This window comes from Candidatus Cloacimonadota bacterium, assembly GCA_016932035.1.
GTDB lineage: Bacteria > Cloacimonadota > Cloacimonadia > JGIOTU-2 > JGIOTU-2 > Celaenobacter.
Map to the genome: position 1 here is coordinate 17,799 of JAFGDR010000010.1, position 15,215 is coordinate 33,013.

The 15,215-nt window shown below is 39.6% G+C and carries 15 protein-coding genes; 11 read left to right on the top strand and 4 right to left on the bottom strand.

Annotated features, from left to right (window positions below; all coding sequences use genetic code 11):
* Together JW794_01445 and JW794_01450 are read left to right on the top strand one after the other, a co-directional pair.
* Entirely contained in the window at window positions 1–1,158 is a 1,158-nt protein-coding gene (locus JW794_01445) for a glycosyltransferase family 2 protein (protein MBN2016790.1), read from the top strand.
* The gene (locus tag JW794_01450; GenBank protein MBN2016791.1) at window positions 1,155–2,378 is read left to right on the top strand and encodes an FtsX-like permease family protein; all 1,224 of its coding nucleotides are present in this window, start codon (window positions 1,155–1,157) and stop codon (window positions 2,376–2,378) included. Before JW794_01445 ends, JW794_01450 begins: the two co-directional genes overlap by 4 nt.
* A 135-nt stretch (window positions 2,379–2,513) precedes the next feature.
* Here JW794_01450 and JW794_01455 read toward each other — a convergent pair whose 3' ends face one another.
* From JW794_01455 to JW794_01470, 4 genes are read right to left on the bottom strand one after another with little or no spacing between them, the layout of a single operon-like run.
* Window positions 2,514–3,152 (bottom strand): RecX family transcriptional regulator, encoded by a 639-nt coding sequence (locus JW794_01455; GenBank protein MBN2016792.1) that lies wholly within the window; start codon window positions 3,150–3,152, stop codon window positions 2,514–2,516.
* Window positions 3,118–4,161: a recombinase RecA gene (recA, locus tag JW794_01460; protein ID MBN2016793.1), complete on the bottom strand. Its 1,044-nt coding sequence runs from the start codon at window positions 4,159–4,161 to the stop codon at window positions 3,118–3,120. The genes JW794_01455 and recA overlap by 35 nt, the downstream gene beginning before the upstream one ends.
* Window positions 4,161–4,742: an RNA 2',3'-cyclic phosphodiesterase gene (thpR, locus tag JW794_01465; GenBank protein MBN2016794.1), complete on the bottom strand. Its 582-nt coding sequence runs from the start codon at window positions 4,740–4,742 to the stop codon at window positions 4,161–4,163. Before thpR ends, recA begins: the two co-directional genes overlap by 1 nt.
* Window positions 4,742–5,224: an adenosine-specific kinase gene (locus tag JW794_01470; GenBank protein ID MBN2016795.1), complete on the bottom strand. Its 483-nt coding sequence runs from the start codon at window positions 5,222–5,224 to the stop codon at window positions 4,742–4,744. Before JW794_01470 ends, thpR begins: the two co-directional genes overlap by 1 nt.
* 121 nt (window positions 5,225–5,345) lie before the next feature.
* Between JW794_01470 and JW794_01475 the strand changes: the two genes are divergently transcribed.
* The 9 genes from JW794_01475 to JW794_01515 all read left to right on the top strand — a co-directional run bounded on the left by JW794_01475 (window position 5,346) and on the right by JW794_01515 (window position 15,209).
* The gene (locus JW794_01475) at window positions 5,346–5,690 is read left to right on the top strand and encodes a hypothetical protein (protein ID MBN2016796.1); all 345 of its coding nucleotides are present in this window, start codon (window positions 5,346–5,348) and stop codon (window positions 5,688–5,690) included.
* A gap of 131 nt (window positions 5,691–5,821) precedes the next feature.
* The gene (gene rpoN, locus JW794_01480; protein MBN2016797.1) at window positions 5,822–7,255 is read left to right on the top strand and encodes an RNA polymerase factor sigma-54; all 1,434 of its coding nucleotides are present in this window, start codon (window positions 5,822–5,824) and stop codon (window positions 7,253–7,255) included.
* Between the two features lie 36 nt (window positions 7,256–7,291).
* On the top strand, window positions 7,292–8,068 hold the full coding sequence (locus JW794_01485) for a hypothetical protein (protein MBN2016798.1): 777 nt from the start codon (window positions 7,292–7,294) through the stop codon (window positions 8,066–8,068).
* Complete coding sequence (locus JW794_01490; GenBank protein ID MBN2016799.1) at window positions 8,061–9,401, top strand: replication-associated recombination protein A; 1,341 nt, start codon at window positions 8,061–8,063, stop codon at window positions 9,399–9,401. Before JW794_01485 ends, JW794_01490 begins: the two co-directional genes overlap by 8 nt.
* A gap of 80 nt (window positions 9,402–9,481) precedes the next feature.
* Complete coding sequence (locus tag JW794_01495) at window positions 9,482–10,000, top strand: hypothetical protein (GenBank protein ID MBN2016800.1); 519 nt, start codon at window positions 9,482–9,484, stop codon at window positions 9,998–10,000.
* 132 nt (window positions 10,001–10,132) lie between these two features.
* Window positions 10,133–10,852 carry an isoprenyl transferase gene (locus JW794_01500; GenBank protein ID MBN2016801.1) on the top strand — a complete coding sequence of 240 codons (720 nt, stop codon included), beginning with the start codon at window positions 10,133–10,135 and terminating at the stop codon, window positions 10,850–10,852.
* 3 nt (window positions 10,853–10,855) lie between these two features.
* Entirely contained in the window at window positions 10,856–11,674 is an 819-nt protein-coding gene (locus JW794_01505; protein ID MBN2016802.1) for a phosphatidate cytidylyltransferase, read from the top strand.
* 3 nt (window positions 11,675–11,677) lie between these two features.
* Complete coding sequence (locus tag JW794_01510; protein ID MBN2016803.1) at window positions 11,678–12,808, top strand: 1-deoxy-D-xylulose-5-phosphate reductoisomerase; 1,131 nt, start codon at window positions 11,678–11,680, stop codon at window positions 12,806–12,808.
* Between the two features lie 19 nt (window positions 12,809–12,827).
* Window positions 12,828–15,209, top strand: coding sequence for a DNA internalization-related competence protein ComEC/Rec2 (locus JW794_01515; protein ID MBN2016804.1), 2,382 nt, complete (start codon window positions 12,828–12,830; stop codon window positions 15,207–15,209).
* The last annotated feature ends 6 nt before the right edge of the window (window positions 15,210–15,215 follow it).

Here is a 15,215-nt window from a genome sequence, read left to right on the forward strand (position 1 = left end):
ATGGGATGGATCATTACTTTCTGGATATCGGCAATCGTACTTTTTTATGTCTATCTCGGCTACCCTCTACTCATCCTTTTCCTGTCACAGCTTGTACCAAAACACTATGTTACATACTCAGAACAAGATCTAGCAAATCATGAAAATCTGCCTTCAATCAGCTTTTTTATACCTGCTTATAACGAAGAACATATTATAGAAAAAAAGATCCGCAATACACTGGAACTCGACTATCCGAAAGATAAGATCGAGATCGTTGTAGCTTCTGACGGCTCAGATGATCGAACAAATGAGATCGCAGAGCTCTACGCTTCACAGATCAAGCTTATTGCCTATGAAATTCGGGAAGGTAAAACCGGCGTCATCAATAAAACAATACCTCAACTCAAAGGAGAAATCGTTGTCTTTTCTGATGCCTCTGCAATGCTTGCAGCCAATGCTGTTAAAAATCTTATCTCCCCATTTAAAGATCAAAATATAGGCAGCGTCTCAGGACTTTATATTCTCAGAGATTCCTCCTCAACATCCCGTGCAGAGGGTGAAGGATTTTATTGGCATTATGAAACGAACCTGAAAACAAATGAAAGTAAGTTTTACTCGATCCTCGGTGCTCACGGCGCATTATATGCTATGAGAAAATCTCTTGTAAGAACACTTCCTCACAATGCAATCAATGATGATTATATACTTCCTATGTACGGAGTCGAGCAAAACAAACGTGCAGTTTATGAGCCATCTGCAATCGGAATTGAAGAAGTTACTACATCTGTTGGTGGTGAGATGAAACGTAGAATTCGTATCTCAGTTGGAAATTTCCAACAGCTCTTCCTTCTCAGAAAATTACTCAATCCTTTCCGCGGTAGGATCGCTTTTGAATTTCTCTCACACAAATTTCTTCGAAGCTTTTCTTTCCTTTTTATGCTTTCATTACTTTTATCAAATATTTTCATCCCGATTAAAGGATTTAAGGTATTTCTCCTTCTTCAAATTCTGTTTTATGCATTAGCAATGATCGGTATATTGTTTTTCAAAAATAAAAAAATGCCAAAGATTATCACTCTTCCATTTTACCTTACAATTATCAACTACGCTGCTCTCATCGGCTTATTCAAATATATACTACATACACAGAAAATAACCTGGGAACGTCCTTCATGAGTACATACTATACACGTCTTGCCCGTACATATCTCAGGTCGGAAAATCGCAAATCGCTCTCATTCGAAAATGTTATATCAGTAATAGGGATTTTCCTCGGGGTCTTTGCACTGATCGTTGTGATGTCAGTCATGAACGGCTTGGAAGATGACATCACAGAGCGCATTATAGGACTCCATTCCGAAATAAAGATTTTCTCGCATGATTATTCACCGATATCAAATTGGCAGCAGATTGAAAATAAAATATCAGACAAATCGATAATAGGAATTAGCCCTATCGTTCAAGCTGAGCTTATGCTGCTTCATGATAAGAAAGTAAGCGGAACTATATGCCAGGGCATAGAACTCGCACGTCATGATACAATCGCGAATTTGATGAAAAGGATCTATATTGGTGCACCGAATCAGCAGGAGCTGGAGGAAGGCATTATTATCGGTTCCGATCTCGCCTTGATACTTGGTGTGAATTGGGGTGATGAACTTACACTCTCTTCCCCGATCGCAGATCAGCCAACCCCCTTTGGATTAATGCCAAAAAGTAAAGCATTGAAAGTCGTTGGATTGTTCTATACAGGTATCCCAGAATATGACATGAAATATTCATATACAGACCTGCGTGTGCTTCAGCAATTCCAAAAAATGGATGATCGTATTTCTTACCTCGGAGTTAAAACGACTTCTCCTAAAAAATCGCTTCATGTTGCAAAACACCTTAGGTCAGAGCTTGGAAACTCATATAATGTTCTCGATTGGCGGGAATTTGAAAAACATCTTTTTACAGCTATCAGGTTCGAGAAAAAGATCATGTTCCTTGTGCTTGTACTTATCTTCCTCATTGCGGCATTCAATATGATCGGCAACTATCTAAAACTTGTTGCACAGAAACGGCAGGACATCGGTATCTTAAAATCCTTTGGCGCAAAGAAAAAAGATGTCATGAAAATATTCATTTATAATGGATTATATATCTATGTAATCGGTACACTTGCCGGTTTTGTCGTCTCGCTCGGTCTTCTTTTTGCTCAGATGAAGTGGCAGTTTATACAAATTCCTCTTTCGGGAATGCCCTTTCAGTCATTACCTGTAAAGATCGAAGTTATTGATCTGGTACTTGTGGCATTTGTTTCTCTTGCTATTACACTTCTTACAACACTCATTCCAGCACGTCGAACCATGAATATCGAAGCTATAAAAGTCATACAGGAAGCTGAAGAATAACTTACGTTCTTTTTCTCAGAGGATTATTTTGAATATTCAATGTAAGTATCAAATGATAAATTCTTGAGTTTATAAAGATATGTTCATCAAAAGAATATAATATTGAAACTACAAAAAATTATGATTAATTAGTCTTCAAGATTCTTCAGATCCAGACAGAACTTCCTCAACCGATGCCCTTGCGCAGGAATATGAAAATCCTTTCCTCTGCAAAAAAGCCAATGCCTTATTACGACGTTCATGATGTTCCATTTTCATATATTTTGATTTTTTTTTCGTAAGTTCCTTTACTGCCATGTCATATTCATTCTCTTGAGACAAGTATTCCTCGCTCAATCTCTGAATGATCTCATTGGAAATTCCCTTTTGCCTTAGCTTCTGCTTTATCGAATAACTTCCCTGCGGGTGATGGGAGATGAGATCAAGTATATAGGATTCAGCAAAATTATCATCATTGATAAACCCCTTCTGTTCATACTTCTCGATCAATTGATCGATTGCGGATTGTGATATCCTTTTTTTTCTGAGTTTTTGCTGAATTTCTTTTTTCGATCGGAACCTATAGCTTAAAAATTGAAGAAGGATATTCTCTGCTTCGAAGAGTTCTATGTTTTTTTTAACCTCATAAAACTCCTCGGGCTGGATGACCAATCCCGGTTCCAGCCCGAATTTATCTAATACCTTCTTTGATGAAACCGACATAATCGGTTCATCATCGATGAAAATATCATATAAGCGTCTATTTTTTCTCTTGCTTATCCTTGTTATCTTCATTCTTGGCAGGCGTTTCGATTCCCAGCGCCTTTTTTACTTGCTTTTCGACCTTATCTTTGACCTTGGGATTCTCGACAAGATAGTCCTTGACCTGGTCTTTTCCCTGACCGAGTTGTGTGCCATCATAGGAATACCATGATCCCTTTTTCTGAATGATCTTGGCATTTACAGCTTCGTCGATAATAATGCCGAGTGAGGAGATTCCCTTGCCGTAAATAATATCAAATTGCACTGAACGGAATGGTGGGGCGAGTTTGTTCTTAACTATCTTCACCCAAATAACATTTCCGAGAATTTCATTTGAAGAGCTCTTGATCTTTGGTCCTGATTTTACTTCTATACGAACCGAGGAATAGAATTTCAATGCCACACCACCAGTTGTTGTGGTCGGACTCATATAGGGAGTCACGCCGATTTTCATACGTGTCTGATTAATAAAGATCAGGGCACAGTTCGATTTATTGATAATGCCCGTTAACTTACGCAGTGCTTGTGACATAAGACGTGCCTGAAGCCCAACATGGGAATCACCCATATCACCTTCGATTTCAGTTTGAGGAACCAGTGCTGCAACCGAGTCAACAACAATGAGGTCAACCGCATTGCTTCTAACCAGAGTTTCTGCGATCTCAAGTGCCTGCTCACCATTATCCGGTTGAGAGATAAGCATCTCATCCGTGTTGATGCCAAGTTTGCGCGCATAAGATGGATCGAGTGCATGTTCCGCATCGATAAAGGCTATCACACCTCCCATTTTCTGTGCTTCTGCAGCAATATGTAGAGCCAGCGTTGTTTTACCTGATGCTTCTTCACCGTAAATTTCTGTTATCCTGCCACGTGGAATTCCTCCAACGCCAAGAGCAGCATCGAGGTTGATCGCACCGGTTGGAATTGTCTCAATATCAATACGTGCTCCATCGCCAAGACGCATGATCGAGCCTTCACCGTATTTTTTACGGATCTGCCCCATCGCAGTATCAAGGGATTCCTTGCTTTGTTCATTTTTCATTATATCGTACCTCCGTTTTTTTCTGTATTATTAAATGGAAATTTTTTTAGAATTGAATATATTGGACCTGATGGTGTGAGTGTACTCTTAAATAATGTCAACTCGTTGCAATCAACTATAGCATTGATAATTTTAAGATGAGGAAGAATCGTAGTCCACGGAATGTTTCGTGCAAACTTAATCCTTCCAAGCGTTGTATGTAAAGCAAGAGGTCGTTTTTCCTTATGAAATCCAAGGTCGTAGAGAGTCCTCTCAATATCTCCGAAAAGCTTTGAAGCTGCATGCTGATCATCGTTCATGTCATACCATATCAAACGCGGGTTTTCCGGATTGGGTATCATCTCAGCTTGTGTAAATGAGATCGTAAAAGGCGCGTGTCTGTCAGTGACTTTTTTGACTGACTCATACATATCTTCAAGGATGCGTTCGTTTACATCGCCTAGAAATTTAAAGGTCACATGAAGATTTTTTTGGTCGACCCACTTGATCCCTTTGGGTATAAATTGTTTGAGAATTTCAATATTATCTGCCAATCGTGTTTTCAGATCATCAGGAAAATCAATAGCGAAAAACAATCTCATCAGCGCTTATATCCTATCATTCGAAGAAATTCTTTCCGCTTTGCCACATCTTCAACCGTTTCGACACCTTTCGGTGAAAAGCCATCGATGACTCCTAAAATACCTCTGCCCTGTTCAGATTCAGCAACGATGATCTCAACCGGATTTGCCGTAGCACAGAAGATATTCACCACCTCGAAACACTGCTTCAGGCTGTTTAATACATTAAGCGGGAAAGCATCTTTCATAACAAGAAAAAAGCAATGCCCTGATGCAATCATTTCAAGATTCTCGACTGCGACATCTATGAGTTCTTCATCTGTGCCGTCTTTTCGTATAAGACACGGACCGGATGCTTCTGAGAAAGCCAGCCCGAATTTGATGCCCGGCACTGCATTAACCATGATCTCATAAATATCCTCGACGGTCTTAATAAAATGTGACTGTCCCAGGATTATGTTGCAACCCTCTGGAAAGACCAATTTCACCGTTTTTAATTCCATGATAGCTCCCTGTTTTTGCTTATTATGGCATGGTAAGAATAAAGATTTTATTCTCCATATGTTTGTCAAATTTTGTATGCATTTTCTTGACACCCCAAGCAACTCGTTCTTGTTAACTTTCATGAGAATCGAAATATATCAATTTGGAAAGATGGTCATAGACGGGATTTCGTACACACATGACCTGATCTTACATAACGACAAAGTACAGTCCGAGTGGTGGAGGAAACGCTCACACCACCTCTCTCTTGAAGATATTCCTGTTCTCAAAAAAGAGAGATGTGATGTATTCATCGTTGGAACGGGCAAGTTTGGTTTGATGAAGGTTGATGATGAAGTCATTGAGCTTTGTCACCAAAACGATATAGACCTTATCATAAAAGATACCAGGAGTGCAATAGATGTTTTTAACCATTTGCTGAATTCAGGGAAACAAATCATTGCAGCGTTTCATCTGACGTGCTAGAAATTAATTTATTTACTTGCTTTAGAAATAAACGATAATAGTTCAGCAAATAAAAAACCATGAAATATTGAGAAAATACATTCCAAAATATAATTATTGACAACCACACATTTATTTTTCAAATAAGAATTATGAACAGGATGAAAGTCGGCGTTAGAACATCTCAGCAGATGCAACAAAAGCTCAAGCTCTCCCCACAGATGCTTATCACTGCGGAGCTTATTCAGAAGCCCATTCAAGAACTGGAAATGGTACTGAAAAAAGAACTCCGCCTTAATCCTTTCCTACAGGATCTGAGTTCCGAAGATGGGGGCAATGAGAATCCCGATATTCCAGATGAGATGGATGAGTTCCAGCAATCAGATGATGACGGCGACCTTGCGGATCAAATACAACAGCTCAATAAGATCATAAACGACATCGATGATGTGTCGAATGAACAATTCAGTTATGAGCGCCAGGACAAATCACGCGCTTCCCGGGATAATGAAGAATTTGAAACATCAAAAGAAAATATCTGGGATCATTTTACTGAGCAGGTTCGAGAACTTCCCCTCTCCCCTGTCGAATATGATTTCGCAGATTCAATACTAAACACCCTGGACGACAACGGCTATCTCGATACCCCTTTCGAAGAATTGTATGAATCATATGGGCTTTCTGAAGCAAGGGCTGAGCAGATACATGAAATGATCATGGATATCTATCCTCGAGGGATAGGGGCACGGAATCTTGCAGAATGCCTGCTCGCACAGCTCGATAATGAAATTTCAAACCATCCGGTTATCACCTCCATTATAGAGGATGATCTGGATGTTCTTCAAAACCATAAGTTCGAAGAACTGACAAAAAAATATAACATCTCCTTTGAAGAACTCATCACAATAAAAAATATCATCAGTCACCTCGATCCAAAGCCCAGGAGCCGGGTAACAAATCATACGCTTTCCTATATAAAACCGGACATCATCATCAAAGAAATTGATGGTGATCTCGAAATCATTGTAAACGACACATATATCCCGGAAATTGTTGTAAACAAAGACTATGCGCAGCGTATCCTCGAACAAAGCAAAGATAAAAAGCATGCACTGAGATATATCAAATCAAAACTTATTGCAGCCGAGAATTTTGTGAAAGCACTCTGGATGAGACGCGAAACACTCCTCAGGATCACCGATGAGCTTATCGGTCAGCAGCCTGCTTTTTTCAGAGAAGGGAAAAAAATCCTTCAGCCAATGACATATGAGGATGTAGCTAAAAAGATCAAACGGGATGTCTCTACAATCTGTCGTGTTGTGAATAACTACTACATCGAAACTCCACTCGGTGTGTATCTTATGAAATGGTTTTTTACGAGCAAGATCGGTGAACTCTCATCTCAGCTTATTAAAAAGGAAATTCAAAAGATCATCGAGAACGAAAACAAGAAAAAGCCCCTGAGTGACCAGAAAATCATGGACTTGTTGAATGAACAGGGGATTGAGGTATCTCTCCGTGCTGTTACCAAATACAGAAACCAGATGGGAATTCCTGCCAGCCGATTTCGTAAAAAACATTTATGACGTTAATACTATCCAGGGAATATATTCTCACAAACTATGAAATCCTTTGAAGTCTTAGCGTCCGGTATTTTTTATCGCCACGATTTGAAAATCGTTCGTACAACCTGCACACTTTCATATGATGATAAGACTCTCGGATTAATAGAATCTAACTGGGACAAGGAACTTCAATGTGCCCATGAAAACAATAAGCTGCTCTTTAATGGTCCCATATACCGGCTTGAAAATTACGAAAAGAGGGGTCGACTTCTGATCGTTTATGTTTCGCACACAAATTTTAAAGAATTGATGGGAACAAACTTTGCCCATCCTGAATTGGCAGAGGTGTATGGTACATCGTACCTGTCAAATGCTATTGCATTGTGTACTTTTTTAGAAACATCAGACGGAAAATTTATTTTTGTTAAAAGAAGCCATAATGTGTATATGGGTGAAGGGTTATGGCATCTTATCGCAGGGCAGTTCTCAATCGAAAATGATGAAGCACACCCCCTGACTGCGTTCGAGATTCTTTTCAAAGAATTATTTGAGGAAGGATCGTTAGCAGAAAGTGATATTGAACAATGCCTTTGTTTGGGATTGATACGAGATGCTGTTTATTTCAAGCCCGAACTAGTTTTTTATACAAAAACATTCCTGAATTCCACTGAGGTCGTTAAAAAGATCGAATCGGCACACGATGGTTTTGAGCATGATGAGATAAAAGTGATACCTGAAAATGAGCTCGATTCCTTTTTCTCAAAAGAAAAGTTCACACGCATAGCACAGGGAAATTATCACCAGTACAAAACAGAATTCCTCAGCCATGAATAACGGATTATTTCAGAACGAGAAAGAAATCGATTACAAGGACATGCCCCTTGCAGAGAGAGTTCGTCCCCAAACATTGGATGAATTTGTGGGTCAGCACAAAATCCTTGAAAAAGACACAATCCTGCGAAATATTATTGAAAACAATGAATTAACATCGCTGATCTTCTGGGGACCTCCGGGAACGGGTAAAACCACACTTGCACGGATTATCGCAAACAAGACACAAGCCCGGTTCATCTTTTTTAGTGCAGTGATGTCCAAAATACTGGAAGTACGCAATGCGATGAAGGAAGCTGAGTACAATCTGCGTGAATATCATAAAAAGACCGTTCTTTTTGTGGATGAGATCCACCGTTTCAATAAAGCCCAGCAGGATGCATTTCTTCCCTATGTGGAAAAAGGAGTGATCGTTCTTATTGGTGCAACAACTGAAAATCCATCTTTCGAAGTTATCGCTCCTCTGCTTTCGCGATGTAAAGTCATCGTTCTTCAGATGCTCGAGGAACAGGACATCTACACCATCATCAAGAGAAGTTTTTCACACCCTCACAGCGAGATCAAGGAATACGAGTTCATGTTTGATGATACGATCCTGCATTTCCTTGCAGATTATTCATGCGGTGATGCTCGGGTCGCACTGAACTCGATCGAGCTGATCATTAAAGCATACGGAAAGCAGAAAGAGAAACTGACCATAACCTCGATCAAGAAATTGCTTGAGCGGAACAATCTTTTTTATGATAAGGATAGGGAAGAGCATTATAATATCATTTCTGCATTGCATAAATCTCTTCGCGGTAGCGATCCCCAGGCAGGGCTTTACTGGCTCGCTCGTATGCTGGAAGCTGGTGAGAATCCATTATACATTGCTCGACGATTGGTTCGTTTTGCATCCGAGGACGTTGGGCTCGCTGATCCACAGGCATTGGTTCAGGCACTAGCAGTTAAGGATGCGGTTCATTTTCTTGGTATGCCGGAATGTAATACTGCTTTGGCTCAGCTTGTCGTGTATCTTGCAACTGCTCCGAAAAGCAACAAGCTCTATACTGCATATAAATCTGCTGCAGAAGACGCTCAAAAAACCAGTCATCTCAGTGTTCCTTATCATATACGCAATGCACCAACCGGACTCATGAAAGAGCTCGGGTATGGGAAGGATTACAAATATTCTCATGAATTTGATGAGGGCTACTCATACCAGAAATACTTCCCTGATAAAATGAACGAGAAAGAATATTATAAACCCTCGCAATTTGGATTTGAAAAAGAGATAAAGAAGCGGTTGGATTGGTGGAAGAAACTGAAAGAACGGGACACAGACAAAAACAAATAAATTAATATTTTTAAACCTTTTTCATCTCCTCTCATCATAACATGCAAATAAGTGAAATCAAAAACCACATGGAGGTACAGATGAAAAAATATCTTGTACTCACAATAATCTTAGGACTTTTGGCCACCCCATTGCTCGCACAAAATGCATACATGCCAGAGTCTCGCGAAAACATGAACATGATGCATCATAAGCAGTTCCCCCAAGGTCATTGTATGAAAAATCAGGGAACAGAAGGCAGGGATCAACACATGGGATTTCCTCTCTGGCTGGCTGAAGAACTCGAACTCACCGAGTCACAAATCGATAAGGTCGATGATTATCAGGATGACTCACACAAGGTTTCGATCGATTTGAAAGCCGATATCGACAAGCTTCAGATCGATGAGAAAAATGCAATACAGGACGGTAACTACAAAGAAGCGCGTAAGATCATTGACCAGATATATCTGAAAAGGGCAAATCTTGCGAAAGAAAAGATCACCTTAAAAGAGAAGATAGACTCGGTTCTTGCCGAGGACCAAATCGCAAAACTCAAGACATTACATAAACCACAAACTCACGTTCCTCCCGCAAAGCATCCTACGTGGGATAAATAAACATTCTCCCTCAAACAAGGAAGGGACATCTCTACGGTGTCCCTTTTTTATTTGTCTCATATAAATAGATATAGCAACCAATCATACTTTTATTGACAGGCACATCGGGCTTTTACAACAATTATCTTTGCTATGAAATTAAAATCAGAACTTATTCGCGAGATCAAAAAACATCCCCTTCCACAGCATATTGCGATCATCATGGATGGGAACGGTCGCTGGGCGCGATCAAAGAACCTGCCACGCATAAAAGGACACTACGAAGGCACTCGGGCAGTGAAAAGAATCGTCAAAGTATCCGGAGAAATCGGGCTGAATTACCTGACGATCTATGCCTTTTCAACAGAAAACTGGAAGCGTCCAAACAACGAACCAAAGGCAGTTCTTACACTTATTGAAAACACACTCATGAAAGAGATCAAGGAATTGTACGAAAGCAATGTAGTTATTAAATTCATCGGCTCAAGAGATGGTGTATCTGACTCTCTTGCACAAAAAATGTCTGATGCATATGAGATGACGAAAAACAACACGGGACTTCATCTGCTCGTTGCAGTGAATTATGGAGGACGTCTCGAGATCATAGACGGCATCAATCAACTTCTCAAAGAAAATGCAACGTCAATTTCGCTGGAAGATTTTCCTCATTATTTATATACAAAAGACGTACCTGATCCCGATCTGCTTATTCGAACCAGCGGAGAAATGAGGATCAGCAATTATCTGATATGGCAGACTGCATATTCTGAGATGTACTTCACAAAAACCTTATGGCCTGACTTTTCTCAGGAAGAGTTCTTGCAGGCAATCCTTGATTATCAAACGCGCTCACGCAGGTTTGGAGGTGTATAGGTTATGAAAAAGGCATTTGTTCGTGTTCTGAGTTCATTAGTTTATGGTCCGATTATGCTGGTATGTGCATGGTTCGGCGGTTATCTGCTTCAAATACTCCTTTCGGTTGTCACGATCCTCGGCATTCGGGAGTTTTATCTTCTTTCAAAAGAGAAAAAGAATGTTACGCTCCATTTACCTCTTTTGATCGTGTGCGGATTATGCCTTACCTGGTCGATATTCTTCTTCCAACTTATGTATGTGATCTCGCTTCTTATACTCTTTTTCTTTATCATTTTTGCATGGGATGTCTTTGCTAATAAGGATCATTATGCTATTGATAAGATATCATATAGCGTTTTTTCGCTGATCTATATTCCCTTGTTGCTCTCATTCATATTCCTGATTCGCGCGCTCGAGCATGGCAGATTTCTTCTTATCATTCTCTATGGATGCATCTGGTTGACCGATTCCATGGCATACTTTATCGGCGCACGATTGGGAAAGCATCGGAATATTTTTAAATCAAGCAAAAATAAATCGATCGAAGGTTTTATTACGGGAATCATTACTGCTTTTCTGAGTGCATATATTCTTAACCAGCTCGTTTTTATTATTTTCGGCTACTTTGTGCTCTACTCGTGGTTAGACATCATTGCGTTCGGCATTATCGTAGGCTTGCTTGGACAACTTGGCGATCTTCTCGAATCAAATATCAAACGTGATTTTGGAGTGAAGGATTCATCAAACCTTATGCCCGGGCATGGCGGCATACTCGATCGTTTTGACAGTCTTCTGATCAGCGCTCCTTTCCTCTACTTTTATTTTACGTTGTTAGGATAACTTATGAAAAAAATAGCGTTAATAGGTGCAACCGGCTCCATCGGACAGTCAACGATCGACGTTGTAAAAAATCATCCCGACGAATTCAAGATCGTACTCGCATCAGCACATAGCCGGATCGAACAGCTGATTCAATACGGAGATATTGTTCCTATCGATCATTTTGTTATTACAGGTGAGAATGGCTATAGTGAATCGAACAAATCAAACAAAATACATCATGGTGAAGATGAGTTACTTGCCCTTTTAAAAGATATAGATTATGATATTTTGCTCAATGCAGTCGTTGGCTCAGCGGGTTTGAAATATACGATTGCGGGTATTGAGGCCGGGCACACGATCGCGCTTGCAAATAAAGAATCTCTTGTTATGGCTGGGGATATCATTTCTGAAATGGCACAGCAAAAGCACTGCAAGATCATTCCGGTTGACAGCGAACATAGTGCCATTATGCAGTGTCTGGAAGGTGCGCAGGACAGATCACAAGTGCGGAGAATCATCCTGACGGCTTCGGGCGGACCATTTTCTAATCTCAAGATCGAGGCATTTAAAAACATCACGCTCAAAGACGCACTCCAGCATCCAACGTGGGCTATGGGAGATAAGATCACGATCGATTCTGCGACCATGGCAAACAAGGGATTGGAAGTGATAGAAGCTCATCACCTTTTTAATGTACCTTTCGATGAAATCGATGTGGTGATTCACCCACAGTCTGTTATCCATTCCATGGTAGAGTACATCGATGGCTCAATCATTTCTCAGCTGAGTTTTCCTGATATGAAAATCCCGATACAATATGCGCTGAGCTATCCGGACCGGCTCAATGCAACAGCTCGTTACACGGACATGGCTGAAATTCATGAATTGACGTTTTATAAGCCTAATTTTGAGAAATTTCCTCTTCTTTGTATCGCTTCTGATGTCGGGAAGCAGGGCGGCATCCTTCCCACCGTTTTCAACGCAGCGAACGAAGCAGCGGTTAATCTATTCTTAAAAGAAAAAATTCAGTTCATAGAAATACCGAAAATTATTGAAAAAGAACTTTCCATCCAAAACATTCCTCATCCCGATATTGAGACGATCCTTGAAAAAGATAACGAGATAAAAGAAAAGATATATACGTCATATTAAGAGAATTCATGGGTTCTTTATGAGGAAGATATTCTCTCATCCTTTTGTTCCAATCACTTCTTGCTTTATTGCCGGATTGCTTGTTGGTTCATTTCTGAGGATTCCGGTCTGGATAACGATACTTTCACTGCTTGTCGTCACATCAACACTTCTAATAATCCATAAGCGACCGCTCATTTTTGTTATCATACTCTTGATTCTTTTCGGAATATTCAGATATACAATTACCGAACTGCGTCCCGCAAATCATATTTCATATTTTATCGAGGATCTTGGTGGTGAAAACATACAGATCGAGGGAACGATTGCTGAAGAACCGCTTAAATATTCAGATAAAATTACCTTTATGACTCAACTAACAAATCTCGAGGGTGTACCAGCGACCGGCAACATACTCCTAACAATAAAGAGTCAAAATTTGGGAGCGCTTCCATCCTATGGTGATCATATTTCATATTCTGGAACAATCTTCCGTCCACTTAAAAACAACAATCCTTACAGCTTCAACTACAGGGAATATCTACAGAATAAAAATATTCATGGTCTATCCTACCTTTACACATCGCGTTACGAAATAACAAAAGAGACTAAGAATTTATATTATTACGCTGTTATTATACCGAGAGAGTGGATCAGGCATAGGATCGATAGATTTTATTCTATACAATATTCTGGATTTCTCAAAGCAATTTTACTTGGTGAGAAAAATTCTCTTCCCGCCCAATTAAAACAGGAATTTGCCTATTCCGGACTTTCACACATTCTTGCAGTCAGTGGATTGCATACTGGCGTAATAGCGCTAATTTTTCTAACAATCTTTCAGATCATATTTCGAAACAAAAATCTCGCTCGTTGGTTTACAATAATTCTCCTCGTTTATTATATGCTTTTAGCTCATGCTGTGCCTTCGGTACAACGTGCGGTCATCATGATCAGTCTTGTCCTACTCGCAAAAATTTTTCAACGACGTGCCAACACGATCAATATTCTCTTTGCTGCAGCATTCATAATCCTCTGCATTAATCCGTTCCAGCTTTTCAGTGTTGGATTCCAACTTTCTTTCATTTCTGTCTTTGTCATACTTGTTCTCTTTCAATATCTGTCCCGATTTCTCAAGCCATTGCGAGAAAATCATTCAATTTTATTTTGGCTTTTAAATCTAGTAATTCTTAGCTTGTTAGTACAGCTTGCTTTAGCACCACTCACGATCCATTACTTTCATACGCTTGCGCTTGGTGGCATTCTGGCAAATGTCATTGCAATTCCACTTATTTCACTTGTTCTCCCACTGTCATTACTCTCTATCTTTTTCCCATTCTCCGCTATTTGTAGTATATATGCCGCAGCTAACAAACTCATGCTTTTTTTAGTCTTCGGGATTTCTCGATTTGTTGCTTCACACAAAATACTACTCTTTGACTTCCTTAATATGAGCATCTTCCAGGTTGTTGCACTCTATATTGTACTTGTTTTATTGATCCTACTGTGGAAGAAATCAGATACTTTAACAACAAGACTCTATAAATGCATTTCATTCTCAATTGTGATTCTTATGATACTTTTCGTCCCGGGATTTTTCCAGAATAAAGATTTTGAAATTACTGTTCTGGATGTAGGTCAGGGAGATGCAATCGTACTTCGAACTCCAGATCGTAAGACCATATTGATAGACACTGGTGATAAAACGCTTCAGAAAAATTATGGCGAAATGGTTGTTGTTCCATATTTGAGATCACATGGGATAAAACATATCAATCTGCTTGTTCTGACTCATCCTCATGCCGACCACATTGGAGGTGCATGTGCAGTTCTAGAAAATGTCAATATTGAAAAAGTGCTGCTCCCGCTTTGTGAATACGAATCTGAAATGTACGGAGATGTGCTAACATCTCTTGAAAAAAATGAAATCGAGATAATTTTTGCAGATACTTCACTTGTATTCGAAGAATTTGAACCCGTACATGTTAAAGTTCTTCATCCCACCTACGAGTATAAGAATGAAACAAATGTAAATAATTACTCGGTCGTGATAAAAGCTGAGTATAAGGATTTTTCAATACTCTTAACCGGTGATGCCGAACGTGAGGTTGAGTCCATTCTTATCGACAATTGGGGCACTTCTCTTGATTCAGACCTTTTAAAAGTCGGACATCATGGTAGTAATAGTTCATCGACTGCAAAATTTCTTGAATACGTCACACCCGACTATGCTGTTATTTCAGTTGGGGAAAAAAATCGGTATAATCATCCTGATAAAAACATTATTATGAGATTAGAAGAATGCGCACAAGGGTTGTTCAGAACTGATCAAGATGGTGCAGTTATCTTTTCTTCAGGTGGAAATACTTTGGATATAAAAACCATCACATCTGAAAGAGAAATTATTGATTGTGATATATAAAAAAAC

What these genes read in the sequence shown, in the direction of transcription:
- JW794_01475 (MBN2016796.1), top strand. Translation starts at nt 5,346, where the DNA reads ATGAGAATCGAAATATATCAATTTGGAAAGATGGTCATAGACGGGATT.
- JW794_01505 (MBN2016802.1), top strand. Translation starts at nt 10,856, where the DNA reads ATGAAAAAGGCATTTGTTCGTGTTCTGAGTTCATTAGTTTATGGTCCG.
- JW794_01515 (MBN2016804.1), top strand. Translation starts at nt 12,828, where the DNA reads ATGAGGAAGATATTCTCTCATCCTTTTGTTCCAATCACTTCTTGCTTT.
- rpoN (MBN2016797.1), top strand. Translation starts at nt 5,822, where the DNA reads ATGAACAGGATGAAAGTCGGCGTTAGAACATCTCAGCAGATGCAACAA.
- JW794_01450 (MBN2016791.1), top strand. Translation starts at nt 1,155, where the DNA reads ATGAGTACATACTATACACGTCTTGCCCGTACATATCTCAGGTCGGAA.
- JW794_01510 (MBN2016803.1), top strand. Translation starts at nt 11,678, where the DNA reads ATGAAAAAAATAGCGTTAATAGGTGCAACCGGCTCCATCGGACAGTCA.
- JW794_01485 (MBN2016798.1), top strand. Translation starts at nt 7,292, where the DNA reads ATGAAATCCTTTGAAGTCTTAGCGTCCGGTATTTTTTATCGCCACGAT.
- JW794_01445 (MBN2016790.1), top strand. Translation starts at nt 1, where the DNA reads ATGGGATGGATCATTACTTTCTGGATATCGGCAATCGTACTTTTTTAT.
- JW794_01490 (MBN2016799.1), top strand. Translation starts at nt 8,061, where the DNA reads ATGAATAACGGATTATTTCAGAACGAGAAAGAAATCGATTACAAGGAC.
- recA (MBN2016793.1), bottom strand. Translation starts at nt 4,161, where the DNA reads ATGAAAAATGAACAAAGCAAGGAATCCCTTGATACTGCGATGGGGCAG.
- JW794_01455 (MBN2016792.1), bottom strand. Translation starts at nt 3,152, where the DNA reads ATGAAGATAACAAGGATAAGCAAGAGAAAAAATAGACGCTTATATGAT.
- thpR (MBN2016794.1), bottom strand. Translation starts at nt 4,742, where the DNA reads ATGAGATTGTTTTTCGCTATTGATTTTCCTGATGATCTGAAAACACGA.
- JW794_01495 (MBN2016800.1), top strand. Translation starts at nt 9,482, where the DNA reads ATGAAAAAATATCTTGTACTCACAATAATCTTAGGACTTTTGGCCACC.
- JW794_01500 (MBN2016801.1), top strand. Translation starts at nt 10,133, where the DNA reads ATGAAATTAAAATCAGAACTTATTCGCGAGATCAAAAAACATCCCCTT.
- JW794_01470 (MBN2016795.1), bottom strand. Translation starts at nt 5,224, where the DNA reads ATGGAATTAAAAACGGTGAAATTGGTCTTTCCAGAGGGTTGCAACATA.